The organism is Paenibacillus spongiae (genome assembly GCF_024734895.1).
Lineage (GTDB): Bacteria > Bacillota > Bacilli > Paenibacillales > Paenibacillaceae > Paenibacillus_Z > Paenibacillus_Z spongiae.
Map to the genome: position 1 here is coordinate 2,106,651 of NZ_CP091430.1, position 20,316 is coordinate 2,126,966.

Sequence of the window (20,316 nt, forward strand, 5' to 3'; positions counted from 1 at the left end):
TTCAAGGCGCCGTTTTTGGTGCCTTTTTTGCTGTGCGATGGATGATTTATGGAGAAAAATGGTGGATTTATAAGAAGAGGGGAGCGAGGCTGGCATGAGGCGCCGGTAATGCCCCGATACCCGGGTATAGCGGTCTGATCCCCATATGACAGCGCTTCTGGAAACGGTTATATTCATTTTGTTTCCAAATGGATTTTCTGTTAATAAGGGGGAGGGAAAAGGATCCGATGAGTCCGGTACAACGCTATTTGCTTTGGGCAAGGCCATACTGGCCAATGATCGGCGTCATCATTACGCTGGGCGTCATTCAGTTCGTGCAGCCGCTTGCTAACCCGTGGCTGACGAAAATCATCGTCGACGAAGTCCTGCAGGGAAAAGGCAGCTGGGGGTTGCACGAAGTCGTCATGGTGATGGCAGTGATTACCGTCTGCGGGATCGCGATTAATTTCATCCGCGGTTATTTGACGGCAGGCCTTGGCAACCGGATGATGCGGGATTTACGGGATCAGCTGTATGATCATCTGCAGCGGATGTCGGTCGGGTTTTACGAACAGCGGCATGTCGGAGGTCTGTCATCGCGGATATTGCATGACATCGGGGGCGCGCAGAACCTGATTGGCGGCGGCGTCATCAACTTGGTCATGGATTTGTTTCTTGTTCTGTTTGCCGGGGCGATGCTGTTTAAGATGAACACAATGCTGGCGTTCATTGCACTGGCCATTCTACCGCTTTACTATCTGTCGTTCACGAACATGAATGTCCGGATCCGGCTTGCCTGGCGTTCGGTACATCGGCAGATGGAGCGCATCTCGGGCACGCTAGTGGAACGGATGTCGGGGATTCGCGTCGTCCAGGCGTTTAACGGGGAGAAGATCGAGAAGAAGCGGTTCAACAAACAAACGCATCAGCACTTCAAGCATACGATGTCTGCTCATCTGGTTTCCAATCTTCTCGGGCGAATGAGCGAAACATTGGCTAATGCCGGCGGCATCGTGATCTGGCTCGTCGGAGGCACGCTTGCCTTGAATGGAAAAATGACCGCAGGCGAAATTATCGCATTTCAGATGCTGCTGGGCAATCTCTATGGTCCGATTCAACGCTTCGCCGACGTCAACGTCACGATTCAAAATTCAATCACGAACATTGAACGGATTTTCGAGCTGTTCGACGAGCATCCCGACGTGAAGGATTCTCCGGATGCACGACCGATGCCGGTGTGCAGGGGGCAGATCCGCTTTCAGGATGTTTCGTTCAAATATGTGATACGAACGCCGGTGCCGCAGCATATGAACAATTCGAAGGATCCCGATCTGGTCGAGAAGGAGCCGACGCCCAAGCGATTCTTCTGGCTGCCGGCCAATGTGAGTCCGCCTAAGCCCGTCATCGAATTGGAGGAGCGAGAGGCGATGCACGACATCTCCTTCGAGGCTAAGCCCGGTCAGGTCATTGCTCTGGTAGGGCCGAGCGGAGCCGGCAAATCGACGCTGATCAACTTTATTCCGCGGTTCTACGATGCCGATAAGGGCCGGGTATTCATTGACGGCATGGATGTCCGGGACTACAAGCTGGAGGATCTGCGGAGGCATATCGCGATCGTCCTGCAGGACAACATTCTGTTCTCCGGCTCGATTCGCGATAATCTCGTCTACGGGCGTCCCGATGCCACAATGGCCGAGATCGTCGCGGCCTCCCGTTCCGCTAACGCTCACGAGTTCATCGAAAGCTTCAAGGACGGCTACGAATCCATCATCGGAGAGCGGGGAATGAGGCTTTCGGGAGGCCAGAAGCAGCGGCTCGCGATTGCAAGGGCGCTACTGAAGGACCCGCAAATTCTCATTCTGGACGAAGCGACCTCGGCACTCGATTCGGAATCCGAAGCGCTTGTAACCGAAGCGTTGGAGCGGTTAATGGAAGGCCGCACAACCTTTGTCATTGCCCATAGGCTTGCAACGGTAGTGCGCGCCGATCAGATTCTCGTCATCGACAACGGACGCATCGTCCAGCGGGGAACCCATAAGCAGCTGCTCCGGGAGGACGGGATGTACCGGAAGCTGTATGAGCAGCAGCTGAAGGCGATGAAGCCGGAGGAAATGGCGGAGCTGAAATACGGTACATGATCCGCCTCTGCCGCTAAGCGAATAGCGTGGAATAAGCTGCCCTTTGCTATGGCATATGCCTGGCATGGGCAGCTTCCGCATGACCGGCAGCATATGACTCTACTAGCTGTGCTGCCGTTATGGTAGTATAGAGTAAAGACCAAAACTTTCACGAGAGTCAGGAGTCGATCATGGAATTATTCGAAGCGATTGCGACAAGAAGATCAGTCGGTAAAGTCAAGGAAGACAGCATCCCAAAAGAAACGATCGAACAAATATTGGAGGCCGGCACTTGGGCTCCCAACCATCGGCTGACCGAGCCGTGGCGCTTCTTCGTCATGTCAGGGGAAGGACGCGGCAAGCTGGGCGATGCCTATTACAGGATCGCGATGGAGGGCGCTGCCTCTCCTGGCTCGGAAGAGAGCGTGGCCGCTGCGGAAGCGGCCAAGAAGAAGGCGCTGCGCGCTCCCGTTATTATAGCCGTGGCGGCTGTCCCAAGCGACCGTAAAATGGTCATCGAGATCGAAGAATACGGGGCTGTATACGCGGCCGTCCAGAACATGCTGCTTGCAAGCCATGCTCTTGGGCTCGGCGCGATTTGGCGTACGGGCGAGCCGTGCTATCATCCGATCATGAACGAGGCCTTCGGCTTAAGGCTGCAGGACCGCGTATTGGGGCTTATCTATTTGGGCAATCCGGAAGGTCCGGCGCCAGCGGGACGCAGGGAAAGCGCTGCTTCCAAGACGGTATGGATCGACTAGCTGCGAGACGCTGGTCGTTACATAATATAAAGGGGCAAGCTCCGAATCCGCTTCCGCCCGCATAGGATGGAACATAAGCCTATTCCATGCGAGAGGAGCTGCTTGGTTTGACGCGGCGAACTTTACTTCTGCTGGTACTCGTCATCTATGTGCTGCTGGTCGTTCTGCTGCTTGCCGCCATGCTGTAACATTCTCTTTTAGAATCACTGACACCCTCACCGTTCATTCCGATCGGGAGGGTGTTTTTTTTGTGAAGCCTTATTATAGAAGGAACGCTTGTCATCCGTTAGGAGAGAGCGGCCGTTAATTGCAGCATAAGGATTCCCTATTTGACGAATACTTTGAAGAAGCTCCACACTTTTCAAACCTACAAGACAGGAGATGAACAGCCCGTGGCAACGAAATCAGGCGACAAGTACAAAAAAATGACCATGTCTCCGAAAGAATATCAAACGTACGCCAAAAACCGGGAACCGTCCCGTTCGATCTTTAGAAACTGTGTCCGCGCTTTCTTGGTAGGCGGCATCATTTGCTTGTTAGGACAAGTCATCACCGATTTTTTTGTCTATGCCTTCCATATGAGCAAGACGGAGGCAGGAAATCCGACGGTCGCGGTCCTGATTCTTATTTCGATCGTGCTTACTTGCTTGGGAGTGTATGACAAAATCGCCCAATGGGCCGGGGCAGGGACAGCCGTTCCCGTTACGGGCTTCGCCAATTCGATGTGCTCCGCAGCCCTGGAGCACCGCAGCGAAGGGCTTGTGCTCGGTGTAGGCGGGAACATGTTCAAGCTGGCCGGCTCCGTTATCGTATTCGGCGCCGTGGCGGCATTCTTCGTCGGCATTGTCTACATGGCGCTGGGCCTGGAGGGACATTAACGATGCTGCGGGGTAATCAAACATGGTGGTTTGATAGGAGGCCGGTCATCATCGGATCGGCGACGGTCGTCGGGCCGGATGAAGGGGAGGGCCCGCTTGCTGCGGATTTCGATCTCGTACATCCCGAGCTGGATATCCAGCAGAAGAGCTGGGAGAAGGCGGAGCGCCTGCTGCTGGAACAAGCGTCCGATTTCGCGCTGAAGCATGCGAAAGTTAGCAAGCAGCAGCTTCAATTCTATGTCGGCGGGGACCTCATGAACCAGATCATTAGCAATACCTTCGCCGCCAGAACGATCGGAGCGCCCTATCTCGGCGTATTCGGGGCATGCTCCACGTCCATGGAATCGCTCGCAATCGCTTCGCTCATCGTCAATTCCGGCTCCGGGCAGTATGTGCTGGCCGGTACGTGCAGCCATAACTGCACGGCGGAGAAGCAGTTTCGCTACCCGACGGAATACGGTTCGCAGAAGCCTCCGACAGCGCAGTATACCGTTACGGGGGCGGGAGCCGCAGTCGTGGCAGCCGAAGGCGTCGGTCCCGTCGTAACCAGCGCTACGATCGGCAAGATCGTCGATCTTGGCATCAAGGATCCGTTCAATATGGGAGCTGCGATGGCCCCGGCTGCTGTGGACACCATCCAAGCCCATTTCAACGATACGGGCCGGGAGCCGAAGGATTACGATCTCATCGTAACGGGCGACCTCGCGAGCGTCGGACACGATATTGCCAAGGATCTGCTCACGCGTGACGGCGTACCGATGGAGCATACCGTATTCAACGATTGCGGCTTAATGGTTTACGATGTCGACCGTCAGAAGGTGCAGGCGGGAGGCAGCGGCTGCGGCTGCTCTGCGGTCGTTACATACGGTCATCTGCTCAAACGGCTGAGGCAGGGTGAGCTTAAACGGATTCTTGTCGTCGCCACCGGCGCGCTGCTCTCTCCGCTCTCTTATCAGCAGGGCGAGAGCATTCCCTGCATCGCGCATGCCGTGTCGATTGAGAGCCAACATTAAATGGAAGAAGGAGGGCGCGCCGTATGCATTTTGTTTGGGCTTTTATTATCGGAGGGGCCATATGTGTGATCGGCCAACTCATGTTTGACGTCGTGAAGCTGACGCCTGCTCATACGATGGCGGCTCTAGTCGTGACGGGGGCGATCGTGGACGGCGTCGGATTGTATGAGCCGCTCGTCGATTTTGCCGGCGCGGGGGCGACGGTGCCAATTACAAGCTTCGGGAACGCACTGGTGCACGGGGCGCTCACCGAATATTATCGCGACGGGTGGATCGGTGTCATTACGGGCATCTTCGATCTGACGAGCGCGGGCATCTCGGCAGCGATCATATTCTCGTTTCTGGCCGCTCTCGTGGTCAGGCCAAAAGGGTAGCGGAGGCCTGATCAGGAATGGAATCGATCGAAATGAACAAAATTGGGAAATCCACTGTAGGATTTTCCAATTTTTTTTATTCTGTTGTCTGCTATACGGTAGGGAGTATTTTCTGTAAAATACTAGTATGCTGTCATATATCTATCTTCCGGGAGGTTGTACCATGGAAAATCGTAATGTCGATTATACGCTATGCAGCGCAATTCGCAGCAATTTGGAACGATGTATCCTCGGAAAAAGGATCGAAATAGAACGTTTGTTAACCGCCCTTCTGGCGGGTGGACATGTCCTGCTCGAAGATGTGCCCGGCACGGGCAAAACGCAGCTCGTGAAGGCGCTGGCCAGAACAATCGGCGGACAGTTCCGCCGGGTACAGTGCAACCCGGATCTGCTGCCGACGGATATAACGGGTGTCGCAATCTATCATCCGAAGGATGAGACGTTCGTCTATCGCCCGGGTCCGGTTATGACCAATCTGCTTCTCGTCGACGAGATCAACCGCGCCACGACCAAGACGCAATCCGCGCTGCTCGAAGCGATGGAGGAACGGCATGTTACGGTGGATGGAGACTCCTATGAGCTTCCGCAGCCTTTTATATTAATCGCCACCCAGAATCCGATAGAGTTCGAGGGAACGTATACGCTTCCGGAAGCGCAGCTCGACCGGTTTATGATGAAGCTCACGCTCGGCTATCCCGATGCCGCGACAGAGCGCCAGATGGTTCTTGCGCCGGATTCCTCCTCGCCGGCAGACAAGCTGCTGCCGGTTGCCGATATTGAACAGGTGGCGAAGCTGATGCAGGCGGTTCGAAGCGTGCATGTCGACGAGGCGGTCGGCGATTATTTAATCCGGCTAGTCCGCGCAACACGGGAACACAGCAGCGTTCTGCTGGGCGCAAGCCCGCGCGCGGCTATATCGCTCATGGCCGCCGCCAAAGCGAATGCCTTTCTCCATGAACGGGATTATGTCATCCCGGACGATATCAAGGGATTGATCCAAGCGGTCTTGTCGCATCGGATGGTGCTGCATACCGAAGCGCGGATGAACGGCTCGACGGCAGAGGATGTTATCGATACGATCGTCCGGCAGACGAACGTTCCAGTCCGGTTGGAGCGTTAGCGCGATGTTTACGGCAGACAGAACGATGATGCGCTGGAGGGTCATCGGCATGGTGTATGCCATTTCCCTGCTGTTCCTGTTGTTTCAAGGCGGGAAGACGTCCTTGATGCTCTTCTGCATATTTAATGTGCTGCTGATCTATCTTGTCCTCGGCCGGTGGAGCGGTATCGGCAGAGTGGAAGGAACAAGGCGGTTGTCCTACGGAGCGGGACCGGCTTCATTGGAGAAATCGCTTACGGCGGGAGCGCGGCTCGACGTGAAGGTAGCGGTTCATATACCGGGAATGTGGCCGATTCCCTATGTTCTTGTCCGCGACCGCATTATTCGTCAGAACGGCAGCGAGCTTCCGTTCGAGGCCTCGTTCGTTCCGAGCTACCGGAGAAACGGCGAAATCTCATATACGACACCGCCGCTGGAGCGGGGCGTATATCGGTTCGCGCCGACATCCTGCTCGACTCGCGATATCTTCGGGCTGTTTGAGCATTCGGGCACGTTCGAGCATCAGGAGCCATTCAGCGTCTATCCGCAGACGATTCCGATCCGGCAGTGGAGCCAGCTGAGGCTGGGCGTCAAGGGCCCTTATTCGACCTCCGCCACGCAGCGGGCGGCGAAGGAAACGACCCAAATCAATGGCGTAAGAGAATATATTTACGGCGACCGGCTGTCCCGCATTCATTGGAATGCCACAGCGAGAACCGGTCAATGGAAATCCAAGGAATTCGAACGGGAATCGCTGCCGCGAACGATCTTCGTGCTGGACCGCTACAGCGGCGCCTATGAGCGTCAGGAGCAGTTCGAGCTGGCCGTCTCTTCCGCAGCATCGCTGGCGCAGTTTGCCTTCCGGCGGTCCACCTCGATCGGACTCTTGTCGGTCGGAGACAAGAAGGAAGGCTTCGCGCCTCAGGCGGCACAGGACCAGCTGGAGCTGATGATGAACCATCTGGTTCGCGTCCAGTCTGATGGCAGCATGCCGCTTTACCGCATGCTGAGACAGTCGGAGGCGATGCTTCCCTATGGTTCGTTCGTTGTGATTCTCAGCCCGCAAGGAGGCGAAGAAGCCGTACGCTCGATGGAATGGCTGTCCCGCAGAGGCGTTGTTCCGCTTCTTATTCATATGAAGGGATCCGGGGATCTGATGTTCGGCACGGACCGCTCCGGATCAGAGTGGCTAAGGCTGCTGCGCCGCGGAGGGTTCACGGTATACTCGATCGGAAGCTTGCAGGAGCTTCCTGCGGCGCTGGAAGGAGGGGGCTCATGATGGAAGGTTCCCGCTTGGGCTTACTTGGCGACTGGTACCACAAAATATCGGCCGTATTCGCATCACTCCTTATCTTGATCTGGATTCGTTGTTTGTACGATTACTGGTGGGAATCGACGTTTACTATCGTTCATGCCGTTCTGATCTCGACCACATTGCTGATGGTCGCCATGCCTTGGAAGAAGATTTCCGCTGCACTGCAGCTTATCGCTCTTATTACAATTAATATTATCTATACGGACTTTAGCTGGGTCCCCCCCGTTACCGACCGGAATACATTCGAAGAATGGCGGGAGTGGGGCAGCATCCAGATGGAACAGCTGACTCCATATATCTGGATCAGCTTGGGCGTATGGCTAGTCATTCAGGCGGCAGTCCTTCTTCGCAGCAAAAGAGCGGCTATTATTATGTTCGTCTCCGCGGCGCTGCTGTCCCTTGCGGTGGCGGACTCGCTGCTGACGCCGATCTATTTGTGGGAAGAAATCGCGGGTATCGTATTTGTAGGACTGGGCTGGCTGGTGGCCAGCCACTTCGCCGGCTTCAAGCAGAAGCATCCGGAGAGCTGGCGTCATCTGCTTGAATATCCGCTCAGCTTATTCCTTCCTGTGCTGCTCATCATAGCTCTTGTTATGGGGGCGGGCTTGTTCGTACCGTCCATCGATCCGATTCTGAAGGATCCTTATACCGTATGGAAGGAATCGCGCGGAGAGACGGTTCCTTCGTATATCGGCAGCAAGATCGGCACCGAAACCGTTGCCCCGAAGAATGCGGGCGACAGCCGCTCCGGTTACAGCCGCAACGACGAGACGCTGGGCAATGGCTTCACCTTCGATTACTCGCCGGTCATGACGGTGACGACGAACAGGCGAAGCTACTGGCGGGGAGAGACGAAGGCGCTGTATAACGGTGCCGGCTGGGAAGATAGCAGAGCCGAGCTGCGGGAACAGGCGGTTACGTCCATTTCCCCTGGGCAAGCGCTGCCTCACGGCGCGGACCGGTCCGCTGCCGGGACCGTGAAGGTGGAACAGACCTTCACGATGCTGCGCAAAGACCGTTATCCGGTTCTATTCGGTGCAGGACCCATTTCATCGATCGTCTACATGGGAGAGATCGACAAGCCGTTCCCGCCGATGAGATGGCTGCCGCAATCCTGGGAGCTGCGGCTGCCCAAGAGCGAATCGGCCGGCTATCCGGAGACCTATTCCATCGTATCGGATACAGCGGTTCTAGATGAAGAGGCGCTCCGCAAGATTCCGATTGCCGGTCTCGGCGATAGCCTGGATTCGATTTACTTGCAGCTTCCGGACGAACTGCCGGAACGCGTGCGCGAGCTTGCCGCAGATATTACGTCGGAGGCAAGCACGCCGTACGATAAGGTTAGGGCGATCGAACGCTATCTGCAGACGAATTTCACGTACAATAATAAGCCGGATCTATCCGTCCGGGCGAGCACCGATTTCGTGGATGCTTTTCTTTTCGAAATGCAGGAAGGGTATTGCGATTACTACTCGACCGCGATGGCCGTTCTCACGCGCTCGATCGGCATTCCGTCCCGGTGGGTGAAAGGGTATGCGCCGGGATCGCTGCCGATGGATTCCGAATTTGCGCGCCCGCAAGGACCGGACGGCATGATGAACATGAACCCTGACGGTTCCGGGACGTATACCGTCCGCAATGCGGATGCGCATTCCTGGGTAGAGGTGTATTTTGAAGGCTACGGATGGCTGCCTTTCGAGCCTACCGCAGGATTTACCTTCCCTTATGCTTTGCCAAGCAACGAGCCGGCCGATCTCCCGGAAGTCGATACCGAAACGGCTCCTGCGCAGACGAAAGTCGAGGAGGAAGGCTTCAAGGTACCGGGCTGGTCGATCGCTGCCGCCATCGTTCTCCTGCTCGGCGCAATCGCAGCGCTGCGCTACCGTTCCATACGTGCTGCCTGGAAACAATACCGGGACCGCGCGAGAACGGCCAACGAGCGTGTCGTGAAAGACACGGAGCGGCTGATCAGACACTGCCGGCGTAAAGGGCTTGACCGCGACGAGCATGAAACCGTTCGCGAAACGATGTCCCGCTGGTCAGGCAGATTAACGTTTCTTCAGACTGATTTTCGCGCGATCCAGCAGACGTTCGAGAAGGCGATGTACAGCAGCCAGATCATCACGGAGGATGAAATTGCCGCATTCGAAGCTCATGTCCGCTCGGTTCGCGAGAAGCTGACTTAGCGCAAGAAACCTGGAAGGGGGTAATAACGCCCTTCCGGTTTCTTTTTTTACGAGTCGGGAATGAAGTTTTGATGCAAGGCGCGGCGCAGCATAACATCCGGCTTGGATACGAATTGGTGCGGCGAGACTAGCCTTTGCATGGAATTCCCTTTGTATGGTATAGTTTCGATGATAGCGATAGCAGGGGAGTCGAAACCATGTTTGAACGGCTGTTGCCGCATATGCGCGTCAATACCATATACGATATTGATTTGAATGCCCTCAAAGAACGCGGCATGAGAGGCATCATTACGGATCTGGATAATACGCTCGTCGGCGCCAAGGTAAAGCTTGCCACGCCGGAGCTTGTCGAATGGCTTAATGTTGTCAGGGATTTGGGATTCAAGGTCGTCATTGTCTCGAACAATAACCGGACGCGCGTGTCCGCGTTTGCGGAGCCGCTCAACATTCCTTATATTCACGCGGCCCGCAAGCCGGCTAACAAAGCGTTCAAGGGAGCGATTGCCGTACTCGATTTGCCGGCTGAACAGACGGCTGTCATCGGAGATCAGATGATGACGGATGTGTTGGGCGGACGGAGAATGGGGCTTCATACGATTCTGGTCAGTCCGATCTCGCCAGGCGATGAAGGCATCATGACCCGTTTCAACCGCAGACTGGAAAAAATCGCCCTATCCCGCCTTCGCAAAAAAGGGCTATGGCCCGAGGAGGATCGCAAGTGACGAAACAGCAACAAGAGCAAGGCGCATGCGCCGGCTGCGGCATTCGGCTGCAGTCGGAATCGACGGATAAGCCGGGTTTTATCCCGGCGGCCGCGATCAATAAGGAACCCGCAATATGCCAGCGCTGCTTCCGCATTAAGAACTATAATGAAGCGGCTTCGGTCGCAATCGATCATGACGATTTCTTGAGGCTGCTCGGCGGTATTGCCGCTACGGACAGCCTTGTTGTGCATATCGTCGATTTATTCGATTTCGAAGGCAGCCTCATCTCCGGCTTGCAGCGGTTTGTCGGCAACAATCCGGTGCTGCTTGTCGTCAACAAGGTCGACTTGCTGCCTAAAGGCGCGAACCAGAACAGACTGCGCAATTGGGTGCAGAAGCAGGCCAAATCGCAAGGGCTGCGTACCGTTGACGTCGTGCTGTGCAGCGCGAAGAAGAACATCGGCTTCGATCGCGTCATTGAAGCGATCGAAGTACACAGAGGCAATCGGGACGTATACGTCGTAGGCGCAACGAATGTGGGCAAATCGACGTTAATTAACCGGTTAATCCGCGATTACAGCGATTTGGAGCGGGAGCTGACTACCTCGCGATATCCGGGAACGACGCTGGATGCGGTTCATATCCCGCTCGATGACGGGAATGCGATTATCGATACGCCGGGGATCGTCTATCCGCACCGGATGACCGAAATCGTTCCCCGCGGCGTTCTTCAGGCTCTATTGCCGGAGAAAGAGATCAAACCGCTCGTGTATCAGCTGAACGCCCAGCAAACGCTGTTCGTCGGCGCGCTGGCCAGGTTCGATTTTGTTGAAGGCGACCGGCAGTCCTTTACGCTGTATATTTCCGGCGGATTGACCGTTCACCGGACGAAGCTGGAGCGGGCAGATGAGCTCTATGCCGATCATAAGGGCGAGCTGCTGTCCCCGCCGAATAAGGAGCAGCTCGAGGAAATTCCGGCTTGGACGCGCCACCGGCTGACGATTCGGCGAGGTACGGAAACCGATATATTCATATCCGGACTGGGCTGGATTCATGCAAACGGGATGAACGGCGCACTGGTAGACGTCTACGCGCCGAAGGGCATACGCGTATTGATGCGCGATGCGCTGATCTGAGCGAGCGTTTGTTCGTAGGGGAGAGTGACGGATTTGACGGTTAATAGTAACGAAGCAAAGCGGCTGCTGGAACAGGGGAACGCAGTTGACAGCCATACGGTCCTATACAGCGTAATCGGGGACCCTGTGCGTCATTCCAAGTCGCCGATTATGATGAACCGGGCTTTCCGGGAGCGCGGCATTAACGGAATCTACACCGCTTTTCACGTTCAAGGCGAGCGATTGGGAGACTTCATTGCCGGCGTCAGGGCGATGGGAATCCGCGGCGTGAACGTAACGATTCCGCATAAGCTTGAAGTGATGCCGTTTCTTGATGCGATCGATGAGAGCGCGCAGGTTATCGGGGCGGTTAATACGATTGTCAATGATAACGGCAAGCTTACGGGTTATAATACGGACGGACTGGGCTATGTCCGGTCGCTGAAGGAAGAGGCAGAACCGGAGCTGGCGGGCAAGCGTATTCTAATCCTAGGCGCGGGCGGCGCAACGAGAGGAATTGTCTATGCATTGCTGCGCGAAGGCGTGGCCGGGATCACGATCTCGAACCGCCGGGTTGAGCGGGCCCAGGAGCTGGCCGATGCTTTCGGCGGGTCTGCCGATATTCGGGCAATCGACAGCAATGCCGTGCAGGAAGCTTGCGCGAGCGCTGATATTGTGATCCACACGACTCCAGTCGGGATGTATCCGAACGTGGACGAAACGCCGATTGACGTTTCTTGGCTGCGGCCGGATGCGGTTGCGAGCGATATTCTGTATAATCCGCTGAAGACCCGGTATCTCATTGAAGCGGAGAAGCGCGGGTGCCGCATTCATGGCGGACTGGGGATGTTTATTTATCAAGGCGCGTATGCCTTCGAATATTGGACTGGCGTGCCGGCACCGGTGGAAGCGATGCGTGAAACCGTGCTGAATGCATTCACCCAATAATCCTTTCGCTTTTCTGCGACGAAACTCTTCACCCATGGTATGATTCATTTACGAAAGAAGGATATACGACGATGTTAACAGGTAAACAGAAAAGATATTTGCGTTCGATGGCGCACCATCTGCAGCCTATATTCCAGGTAGGCAAGGGCGGAACGAATGACCATTTGGTCCGTCATGTGACGGAAGCGCTGGAGGTACGGGAACTGATTAAAGTGTCCGTCCTGAACAACTGCCTTGACGACCCGAAGGAAGTCGGGCAATGGATTGCGGAAGAATCGGATGCCGAGCTCGTACAGGTGATCGGCAAGACGATCGTCCTGTATAAGGAATCCAAAGAGAACAAAACGATCGAGCTGCCGTAAAGATACGACAAGCAGTTCTCTGGCAAATGGGACGTGAGATCACGCCGAAGGTTGAAGTTTACTGACAATCGAGCCGTGAAGTAGCTTACGTCTACGATTGCAGTTTACAGACAATCTTATCGTGATATAATCCACGCCAAGATTGCAGTTCGCTGACAACCGTGACATTGGAGTACCCCACGCCAAGATTGCAGTTCGCTGACAACCGTGACATTGGAGTACCCCGCGTCAACGATTGCAGCTTACTGACAATCATATCGTGAAGTAATCCACGATAAGATTGCAGTTTGAAAGGAGCACTCCATGATAAAAGTCGGATTAATGGGCGGCACGTTTGACCCGATCCATATCGGGCATCTGATCGTGGCGGAGACGGCTCGGGAAGCTTGCGGGCTGGACGAAATATGGTTCATTCCTTCCTATGCGCCCCCGCTGAAGCAGAATGCGCCTGGAGCGGACGGGGAAGTGCGGCTTGAGATGGTCTACCGGGCTATCGATTTCCAGCCCCATTTCCGCGCGATGGATATCGAGCTCGAACGCGGCGGGGTCAGCTACTCGATCGATACGGTCTTGGAACTGCAGTCCCTCTATCCTGGACGGACTTTTTCCTATATCATCGGATCCGATCGCGTCAACGACTTGCCGGCGTGGCACCGGATCGACGAACTGGCAAAGCTCGTCCACTTTATCGGGGTGGAACGACCTGGAGAGCCAATCGTCCAATCAGGGCTTCCGGCTTACATTCGCGACCGGCTGACGGTCGCAGAAATGCCGCTTATCGAAATTTCATCCACGGCTATCCGAAAGCGGCGGGCGGACGGCCGCTCGATCCGCTTCCTTGTACCGGAGAAAGTATATTCTTTTATAATGAGGAACGGTCTATATGAATCGTAACGAGATGATCGAAAGCGTACGCGCGGAGATGCCGGAACGAAGGTGGATACATACCGTTGGCGTTATGGAGACGGCGGTCATATTGGCGAAGCGCTTCGGAGCCGACCCCGAGACAGCGGAAACGGCTGCGATACTGCATGATGTCGCGAAATATTGGCCGACCTCCAAAATGGAGCTCATCATTCGTCAGGAGGGGCTTCCTGCCGATTTGCTTGATTATGACAAGGAGCTGTGGCATGCGCCCGTCGGCGCATTCGCAGCCGAACGCGATTACGGCGTGACCGATATCATCATACTGGATGCTATACGATACCACACGTCGGGCCGCGAACGAATGACGCTAATGGACAAGATCGTATGTCTTGCCGATTATATGGAACCCGGCCGCGATTTTCCCGGCGTACATAAAATTCGCGAATTAGCTGAGCATAATGTAGATAAAGCGCTAATTGCCGGTTTTGACTCGACCATTACTTTTTTGCTGGAGCGCGGCAAAAGGATCTATCCGCTTACGGTAGCGGCGAGGAATGATTTGATACGAACAGTACGGGAGGCTGAGCTATGACGATACAATCGGATGAACTCGTGCAGCTTGTTGTTGCAGCGGCTGATGACAAGAAAGCACACCAAATCGTTGCACTCGACTTGAAGGGAATATCGCTGATAGCCGATTACTTTGTTATTTGCCACGGTAATTCGGATACCCAGGTACAGTCGATTACGACGGAAATTCGTAAACAGGCGGAATTAAAGGGCGCCCGGGTGCGCGGGATTGAAGGCATGGACTCCGGCAGATGGGTGCTTATCGATATCGGAGATGTCATCGTGCATGTATTCCATCGCGACGAGCGCGAGTATTACAACATCGAGCGGCTGTGGTCCGACGCGAAAGTCGTGGAATTTGCATGAGTTTAGTCGCGGGAACGATTATGAAACTGAGGGTGGCGCGCGAGGTGTCACCCTATGGGTATTTTCTGACGGACGGCAATGAAGAGGTGCTGATGCACTATACGGAAATCATCGGCAGCCGGCCGAAGCCGGGCGCCGAGGTCGAAGCCTTCCTGTTCTACGATTCGGAAGACCGGATCGCCGCCACGATGAAGCGTCCGCTGATTCAGCTGGGCGAAGTGGCTAGACTGGCTGTAGCGGATATTCACCCCCGGATCGGCGTTTTTCTCGAAATGGGACTTGGACGCCAGCTGCTGCTGCCGATGTCGGAGCAGCCTGAGCTTAAGACGCTGCGTCCGCGCCGCGGCGATGAAGTATTTGTCCGGCTTGAGCATGATAAAATCGGCCGGCTCGTCGCCAAGACGGCAGCGGAAGAAGACTTCATGAAGCTTGTATTCCCTGCGCCTCAATCATGGAAGAACACCTGGGTGGAAGGCTGGGTGACGAAGACGCTGAAGATCGGGTCGTTCGTCCTCGTTGACGGCGGCGTTGTCGGGTTTGGCGTATTTGGATTTATACCGGCCGATGAGCGATTGCAGCCTCTTCGTCTGGGTGAGCGCGTACGTGCCAGAGTGACGTTCATTCGTGAAGATGGCCGCGTCAACCTGTCCATGTCGCCTATCAAAGAAGTCGGCCGCGTCGAGGATGCAGATCGCATTCTCGCCTTTCTGCGGGAACGTCCAGGGGGTGCTATGCCCTATTCGGATGAAACGCAAGCGGAGATTATTAAGCAGAAATTCGGAATTAGCAAGTCTGCCTTTAAGCGTGCGATCGGGAAACTTATGCGCGACGGTCTCGTAACGCAGCAAGGAAGCTGGACACGCCTTGTTGAAGGAAGCGCAGCTGGCGATAGCGAAGCTCCGAATAAGGAATAGACGTCTGGAGGGATCAGAATGCGGGCTTACCGGCAATTTGCCACCGTATACGACCGGTTGATGGAAGACATGCCCTATCCGGATTGGCTCCGCTTTGCGCGGTCGTGCTGGGAGCGGTCGAACGATATGCCCAGAACCGTCGCCGATTTGGGCTGCGGTACGGGCAGCATATCGATTCCGCTGGCACTGTCCGGGTTCCAGGTGTTCGCCATCGATTTATCGGCCGATATGCTGACGATCGGACGCAGCAAGTGGGACGAAGGGGCAGGGCGCAGCCTCCGGCCGGATGGAGGGTCGATTCGCTGGCTTCAACAGGATATGCGCGATTGGGAGCTGCCGGAGCAGGTTGATTCCGTGATATCCTTCTGCGATTGCATCAACTATTTGACTGAGGGGGAAGATGTTGAGGCCGCATTTCGCGCAACCTGGAACGGCTTGAAGCCTGGCGGCCTCTTCCTGTTCGACGTACATGCCCCGAGGCAGCTGGTGCGATACGCGGAGGAGCAGCCGTTCGTGCTGGATGAACGCGATATCGCCTACATCTGGACGAGCGACTATGATGCGGAACGGCTGGAAATCGAGCATCATCTGACGATATTCGCCCGCGAAGGGGAGCAGCGCGACGCCAGCTTCCGCCGGTTCGAGGAGGTTCACGTGCAGCGTGCCTACGACCCGGCTTGGATTGGCGTAGCGCTTGCCAAAGCGGGGTTCTCGAAAGTTGAGCAGTTTGCGGACTTCAAGCTGGAAGCGCCCGGACCTCAATCGGAACGGATATTTTTCGTAGCGGTAAAATAACCGTTCTTCCCTTGACAGCAGGATGCGGCTTCATTATAATCGAACTAATCATTTTTATCAGGCGTCGATAAGGAGCAGTAGTTTCACGTGGTCAGATTCAGAGATTCGGCGGTAGGTGCGAGCCGGAATGACACGTAGACGAACTCGCCTTGGAGCCGCATGCCCAATCGTTCCGGCTTGATCTGCCGGTCCGGAAGCATGCCGTATCGCCCGCGTTAAGGGTGTCGAGTGAGCGGATACAAAGCATGTTCTCCGCTAACTAGGGTGGTACCACGGGAATTAATACCTCTCGTCCCTAGCGTTGTCGCTGGGGATGGGAGGTTTTTTTATGCACAAAACAAAGCGTATGCTTACGAAGCGAGTTTTGCTGCGAAGTAGAAACAACTAGTTAAGCTTCACAAAACTTTTAGGAGGCAACTCACATGGCACAAGATCGCCAAGAGCCGCAGGGATACAACCCGCAAGCAATCGAGCCGAAATGGCAGAAGTACTGGGATGATAATAAGACGTTCAAAACGACGGAAGACGCGGATAAATCGAAATTCTACGCACTGGATATGTTTCCGTATCCGTCCGGCGCGGGCTTGCATGTCGGCCATCCGGAGGGCTACACCGCGACGGATATCGTATCCCGCTACAAAAGGATGCGCGGATATAACGTGCTGCATCCGATGGGCTGGGACGCATTCGGGCTTCCTGCGGAGCAGCATGCGCTCGATACGGGCGAGCACCCGCGTGACATTACGTTCAAGAACATCGATAACTTCCGTCGCCAAATCAAATCGCTCGGCTTCTCGTATGACTGGGACCGCGAATTCAGCACGACGGATCCCGACTATTACAAATGGACGCAGTGGATCTTCATCCAGCTGTACAATAAAGGGCTTGCTTACGTAGCTGAAGTACCGGTGAACTGGTGTCCGGCACTCGGAACGGTTTTGGCCAACGAAGAGGTCATCAACGGACTGAGCGAGCGCGGCAACCATCCGGTCATCCGTAAGCCGATGCGGCAATGGATATTGAAGATTACCGAGTATGCCGATCGACTGCTGGACGACTTGGAGGAGCTGGACTGGTCCGAGAGCATTAAAGATATGCAGCGCAACTGGATCGGCAAATCGACGGGGGCCGAAGTCACATTCGCGATTGACGGTTATGAAGATGCACTGGTTGTCTTCACGACACGTCCGGATACGCTGTTCGGAGCGACCTACTGTGTACTTGCTCCGGAGCATGAGCTTGTAGGCCGGATTACGACAAGCGGCCAGCAGGCGGAGGTTCAGGCTTATCAGGAAGCGGCTGCGCGCAAGAGCGATCTTGAGCGTACCGATTTGGCGAAAGACAAGTCCGGCGTATTTACCGGTGCTTATGCAGTTAATCCGGTTAACGGCGCCAAGGTGCCGATTTGGATCGCCGATTATGTATTGGCCGGTTACGGAACCGGCGCCATTATGGCGGTTCCGGGGCATGACCAGCGTGACTGGGAGTTTGCGAAGCAGTTCGACCTGCCGATCGTCGAAGTGGTAGAGGGCGGCGATATTTCCGTGGAGGCTTTCGCAGGAGACGGCCCGCATGTCAATTCCGACGTCTTGAACGGCTTGAATAATGAGCAGGCGATTGCCGTAATGATTGAGAAGCTCGAGGCATCCGGCAAAGGGCACGGCAAAGTGACGTACCGTCTGCGCGATTGGCTGTTCAGCCGCCAGCGCTATTGGGGCGAGCCGATTCCGATTCTTCACCTGGAGGACGGGACGATGAAGCCGGTTCCTGTGGATCAGCTTCCTCTGCTGCTGCCGGATGTGGATCAAATCAAACCTTCGGGCACCGGAGAATCGCCGCTTGCGAATGTGACCGAGTGGGTAGAGACGATCGATCCCGAGACCGGCATGAAGGCGCGCCGCGAAACGAACACAATGCCGCAATGGGCGGGCAGCTGCTGGTATTACCTGCGTTTTATCGATCCGCATAACGAGAATGAGATCTGCTCGCCGGAGAAGCAGAAGGAATGGCTGCCGGTCGATCTGTACATCGGAGGAGCGGAGCACGCCGTGCTTCACCTGCTCTATGCAAGGTTCTGGCATAAAGTGCTCTACGATCTTGGCGTCGTAGCGACGAAAGAGCCGTTCCACAAGCTCGTCAACCAAGGCATGATTCTGGGCACGAACAATGAAAAAATGTCCAAGTCGCGCGGCAATGTCATCAATCCGGATGATATCGTCAATGAGTTCGGTGCGGACACGCTGCGGATGTATGAGATGTTCATGGGCCCGCTCGAAGCGACGAAGCCGTGGAATACGAACGGCGTGGAGGGGATGCATCGCTTCCTGAGCCGCGTATGGCGTCTGTACATTGGCGATAACGGCGAGCTAAGCGCCAAGATTACGGATGGAGAAGCGTCCGAAGCGTTCAAGCGGATCTGGCACCGTACGATCAAGAAGGTTGAAGACGATTATGAGAACCTGCGCTTCAATACGGCGATCAGCCAATTGATGATTTTCGTCAACGACGCTTACAAGGCGGAGACGCTGCCGCGCCAAGCGATGGAAAACTTCGTGCAGCTGCTGTCGCCGCTCGCGCCGCATATTGCGGAGGAATTGTGGTCGAAACTGGGTCACGCCGGGTCGGTTACGTACGTGGAATGGCCTTCTTACAACGAGGCTTGGACAATCGATCAGGAAGTCGAAATCGTCGTTCAAGTGAATGGCAAAATTATGGATCGTATTTCGATCGCTGCAGATACGAACGAGGCGGATATGGAACAGATCGCGAAGCAGTCGGAGAAAGTGGCTGAGGCGATTGAAGGAAAGACGATACGTAAAGTGATTGCCGTGAAAGGCAAGCTTGTCAATATCGTAGCAAATTAATACGGAACGAAGAGGTGGATGGCTTCTTAACGCAAAGCATGCGTTAAGAGCCGTTCACCTCTTCGCCGTATAACGAGACGTTAACCTTGGCCAAATCTTCCCGGTATTTGGCGTGCGTCGTGCGGATGACCGCGTTAAATACGCCGTCAATCTCACTGTTTAACAGCGTCAAGGCTTGAGCCGTTATTCCTCCCGGAACGGAGACGCGGGCTTGCAGCTGCTCAGGAGTCATGCCGCCCTCGGTCAGCAGATGGCCGGTGCCCGTCAGCATGGTGCTGGCGATGGCCAGCGCTTCTTCCCGGGCGATGCCGGTCTCCTCGACGGCGGCATCGACAAACTTTTGCAGGACCAGCGCAAGGAAAGCGGGGCCGCAGGAAGAGAGGTCGGAGACGATCCGGGTATGCCGCTCATTGATATGAAGAGGCTCGCTGATGTAGGCAAGGAGACTGTTCAACCGCTCCCTGTCGGCTTTCTCCATCCGCTCGCCGAACATGCATAAGGTCGCGCCGCAGCAGACGTAGTTCGTAATGCTGGGTATCACTTTGGCGATCTTGCAGGGAAGCCAATCCTCAAGCTGCGCAATCATGACGGGACTGGTAATGGAGACAATGATTTGATGTGGCTGCAGGACGGTTTGAAGGTCATGAATGACGGTCCTATATTCATGCGGTTTGATGCACAGAAAAACAATATCGCTCCCGGCAGCCGCTTCCTTGTTCGCGTGAACGGCACGGAGTCCGGGATATCGGTGCGCCATGCTTTCCGCCTTGGCAAACGTTCGGTTGCTTGCCGTAATTTGCATCGGATCGAGCGCGCCCGAACCGATAAACGCGTCGATCAGCAGACTGCCCATACTTCCGATTCCGATAAAACCGACATTCATCGTTAGTCCCTCCCAGGGCGCTCTCCATTTGGAATAGCAGAGCTGCCGTAGCGTCGCATAAGATTCCGCATGGACCGGCAGCAATACGCAGGAAAGCTGCATGCTCCATGAGAAGCTGCGGGTGTCATTCTTTCGGGCCAGGGGTGCGGTCTTCAGCCAGGCAGTGGACTGCCCGGACAAGCGCGGCTGCAAAGACATACACCGGA

The 20,316-nt window shown here is 55.4% G+C and carries 19 protein-coding genes and 1 other annotated feature; of the genes, 18 read left to right on the forward strand and 1 reads right to left on the reverse strand.

Going from position 1 to position 20,316, the window contains the following annotated elements; translation table 11 throughout:
- Positions 1 to 227 precede the first annotated feature (227 nt).
- From L1F29_RS09555 to leuS, 18 genes are all read left to right on the forward strand, one after another.
- Complete coding sequence (locus tag L1F29_RS09555; protein ID WP_258388088.1) at positions 228 to 2,117, forward strand: ABC transporter ATP-binding protein; 1,890 nt, start codon at positions 228 to 230, stop codon at positions 2,115 to 2,117.
- Between the two features lie 170 nt (positions 2,118 to 2,287).
- The gene (locus L1F29_RS09560; protein WP_258388089.1) at positions 2,288 to 2,857 is read left to right on the forward strand and encodes a nitroreductase family protein; all 570 of its coding nucleotides are present in this window, start codon (positions 2,288 to 2,290) and stop codon (positions 2,855 to 2,857) included.
- 392 nt (positions 2,858 to 3,249) lie between these two features.
- The gene (gene spoVAC, locus L1F29_RS09565) at positions 3,250 to 3,735 is read left to right on the forward strand and encodes a stage V sporulation protein AC (protein ID WP_258388090.1); all 486 of its coding nucleotides are present in this window, start codon (positions 3,250 to 3,252) and stop codon (positions 3,733 to 3,735) included.
- 2 nt (positions 3,736 to 3,737) lie between these two features.
- A complete protein-coding gene (gene spoVAD, locus L1F29_RS09570; protein ID WP_258388091.1) occupies positions 3,738 to 4,748 on the forward strand; it encodes a stage V sporulation protein AD in 1,011 nt (336 codons plus the stop codon).
- Between the two features lie 23 nt (positions 4,749 to 4,771).
- Complete coding sequence (gene spoVAE / locus L1F29_RS09575) at positions 4,772 to 5,122, forward strand: stage V sporulation protein AE (protein WP_258388092.1); 351 nt, start codon at positions 4,772 to 4,774, stop codon at positions 5,120 to 5,122.
- A gap of 163 nt (positions 5,123 to 5,285) precedes the next feature.
- A complete protein-coding gene (locus tag L1F29_RS09580; protein ID WP_258388093.1) occupies positions 5,286 to 6,242 on the forward strand; it encodes an AAA family ATPase in 957 nt (318 codons plus the stop codon).
- 4 nt (positions 6,243 to 6,246) lie between these two features.
- Entirely contained in the window at positions 6,247 to 7,500 is a 1,254-nt protein-coding gene (locus L1F29_RS09585) for a DUF58 domain-containing protein (RefSeq protein ID WP_258388094.1), read from the forward strand.
- Entirely contained in the window at positions 7,497 to 9,722 is a 2,226-nt protein-coding gene (locus L1F29_RS09590; protein ID WP_258388095.1) for a transglutaminase domain-containing protein, read from the forward strand. Before L1F29_RS09585 ends, L1F29_RS09590 begins: the two co-directional genes overlap by 4 nt.
- Before the next feature lie 197 nt (positions 9,723 to 9,919).
- Positions 9,920 to 10,444 carry a YqeG family HAD IIIA-type phosphatase gene (locus L1F29_RS09595; protein ID WP_258388096.1) on the forward strand — a complete coding sequence of 175 codons (525 nt, stop codon included), beginning with the start codon at positions 9,920 to 9,922 and terminating at the stop codon, positions 10,442 to 10,444.
- A complete protein-coding gene (gene yqeH / locus L1F29_RS09600) occupies positions 10,420 to 11,562 on the forward strand; it encodes a ribosome biogenesis GTPase YqeH (RefSeq protein ID WP_258388097.1) in 1,143 nt (380 codons plus the stop codon). The genes L1F29_RS09595 and yqeH overlap by 25 nt, the downstream gene beginning before the upstream one ends.
- 33 nt (positions 11,563 to 11,595) lie before the next feature.
- The gene (locus L1F29_RS09605; RefSeq protein ID WP_258388098.1) at positions 11,596 to 12,489 is read left to right on the forward strand and encodes a shikimate dehydrogenase; all 894 of its coding nucleotides are present in this window, start codon (positions 11,596 to 11,598) and stop codon (positions 12,487 to 12,489) included.
- 71 nt (positions 12,490 to 12,560) lie between these two features.
- Complete coding sequence (gene yhbY, locus L1F29_RS09610) at positions 12,561 to 12,851, forward strand: ribosome assembly RNA-binding protein YhbY (protein ID WP_258388099.1); 291 nt, start codon at positions 12,561 to 12,563, stop codon at positions 12,849 to 12,851.
- 303 nt (positions 12,852 to 13,154) lie between these two features.
- Entirely contained in the window at positions 13,155 to 13,745 is a 591-nt protein-coding gene (gene nadD / locus L1F29_RS09615) for a nicotinate-nucleotide adenylyltransferase (RefSeq protein ID WP_258388100.1), read from the forward strand.
- Positions 13,735 to 14,310 (forward strand): bis(5'-nucleosyl)-tetraphosphatase (symmetrical) YqeK, encoded by a 576-nt coding sequence (yqeK, locus tag L1F29_RS09620; protein ID WP_258388101.1) that lies wholly within the window; start codon positions 13,735 to 13,737, stop codon positions 14,308 to 14,310. Before nadD ends, yqeK begins: the two co-directional genes overlap by 11 nt.
- Positions 14,307 to 14,654: a ribosome silencing factor gene (rsfS, locus tag L1F29_RS09625; RefSeq protein WP_258388102.1), complete on the forward strand. Its 348-nt coding sequence runs from the start codon at positions 14,307 to 14,309 to the stop codon at positions 14,652 to 14,654. The genes yqeK and rsfS overlap by 4 nt, the downstream gene beginning before the upstream one ends.
- Positions 14,651 to 15,568: a CvfB family protein gene (locus L1F29_RS09630; protein ID WP_258388103.1), complete on the forward strand. Its 918-nt coding sequence runs from the start codon at positions 14,651 to 14,653 to the stop codon at positions 15,566 to 15,568. Before rsfS ends, L1F29_RS09630 begins: the two co-directional genes overlap by 4 nt.
- An 18-nt stretch (positions 15,569 to 15,586) precedes the next feature.
- Entirely contained in the window at positions 15,587 to 16,363 is a 777-nt protein-coding gene (locus tag L1F29_RS09635; protein WP_258388104.1) for a class I SAM-dependent DNA methyltransferase, read from the forward strand.
- A 55-nt stretch (positions 16,364 to 16,418) separates the two neighbouring features.
- Positions 16,419 to 16,663: a binding site (T-box leader), on the forward strand.
- A 122-nt stretch (positions 16,664 to 16,785) separates the two neighbouring features.
- Positions 16,786 to 19,227 carry a leucine--tRNA ligase gene (gene leuS, locus L1F29_RS09640; RefSeq protein WP_258388105.1) on the forward strand — a complete coding sequence of 814 codons (2,442 nt, stop codon included), beginning with the start codon at positions 16,786 to 16,788 and terminating at the stop codon, positions 19,225 to 19,227.
- 43 nt (positions 19,228 to 19,270) lie between these two features.
- Here leuS and comER read toward each other — a convergent pair whose 3' ends face one another.
- Positions 19,271 to 20,110 (reverse strand): late competence protein ComER, encoded by an 840-nt coding sequence (gene comER / locus L1F29_RS09645; RefSeq protein WP_258388106.1) that lies wholly within the window; start codon positions 20,108 to 20,110, stop codon positions 19,271 to 19,273.
- Positions 20,111 to 20,316 lie beyond the last annotated feature (206 nt).

Bases quoted from the DNA above. Each gene is read 5' to 3' on its own strand.
- L1F29_RS09630 (WP_258388103.1), top strand. From the start codon at position 14,651: ATGAGTTTAGTCGCGGGAACGATTATGAAACTGAGGGTGGCGCGCGAG.
- L1F29_RS09560 (WP_258388089.1), top strand. From the start codon at position 2,288: ATGGAATTATTCGAAGCGATTGCGACAAGAAGATCAGTCGGTAAAGTC.
- nadD (WP_258388100.1), top strand. From the start codon at position 13,155: ATGATAAAAGTCGGATTAATGGGCGGCACGTTTGACCCGATCCATATC.
- spoVAD (WP_258388091.1), top strand. From the start codon at position 3,738: ATGCTGCGGGGTAATCAAACATGGTGGTTTGATAGGAGGCCGGTCATC.
- leuS (WP_258388105.1), top strand. From the start codon at position 16,786: ATGGCACAAGATCGCCAAGAGCCGCAGGGATACAACCCGCAAGCAATC.
- L1F29_RS09585 (WP_258388094.1), top strand. From the start codon at position 6,247: ATGTTTACGGCAGACAGAACGATGATGCGCTGGAGGGTCATCGGCATG.
- L1F29_RS09635 (WP_258388104.1), top strand. From the start codon at position 15,587: ATGCGGGCTTACCGGCAATTTGCCACCGTATACGACCGGTTGATGGAA.
- yhbY (WP_258388099.1), top strand. From the start codon at position 12,561: ATGTTAACAGGTAAACAGAAAAGATATTTGCGTTCGATGGCGCACCAT.
- yqeK (WP_258388101.1), top strand. From the start codon at position 13,735: ATGAATCGTAACGAGATGATCGAAAGCGTACGCGCGGAGATGCCGGAA.
- comER (WP_258388106.1), bottom strand. From the start codon at position 20,110: ATGAATGTCGGTTTTATCGGAATCGGAAGTATGGGCAGTCTGCTGATC.
- spoVAE (WP_258388092.1), top strand. From the start codon at position 4,772: ATGCATTTTGTTTGGGCTTTTATTATCGGAGGGGCCATATGTGTGATC.
- L1F29_RS09555 (WP_258388088.1), top strand. From the start codon at position 228: ATGAGTCCGGTACAACGCTATTTGCTTTGGGCAAGGCCATACTGGCCA.
- L1F29_RS09590 (WP_258388095.1), top strand. From the start codon at position 7,497: ATGATGGAAGGTTCCCGCTTGGGCTTACTTGGCGACTGGTACCACAAA.
- L1F29_RS09580 (WP_258388093.1), top strand. From the start codon at position 5,286: ATGGAAAATCGTAATGTCGATTATACGCTATGCAGCGCAATTCGCAGC.
- rsfS (WP_258388102.1), top strand. From the start codon at position 14,307: ATGACGATACAATCGGATGAACTCGTGCAGCTTGTTGTTGCAGCGGCT.
- yqeH (WP_258388097.1), top strand. From the start codon at position 10,420: ATGGCCCGAGGAGGATCGCAAGTGACGAAACAGCAACAAGAGCAAGGC.
- L1F29_RS09595 (WP_258388096.1), top strand. From the start codon at position 9,920: ATGTTTGAACGGCTGTTGCCGCATATGCGCGTCAATACCATATACGAT.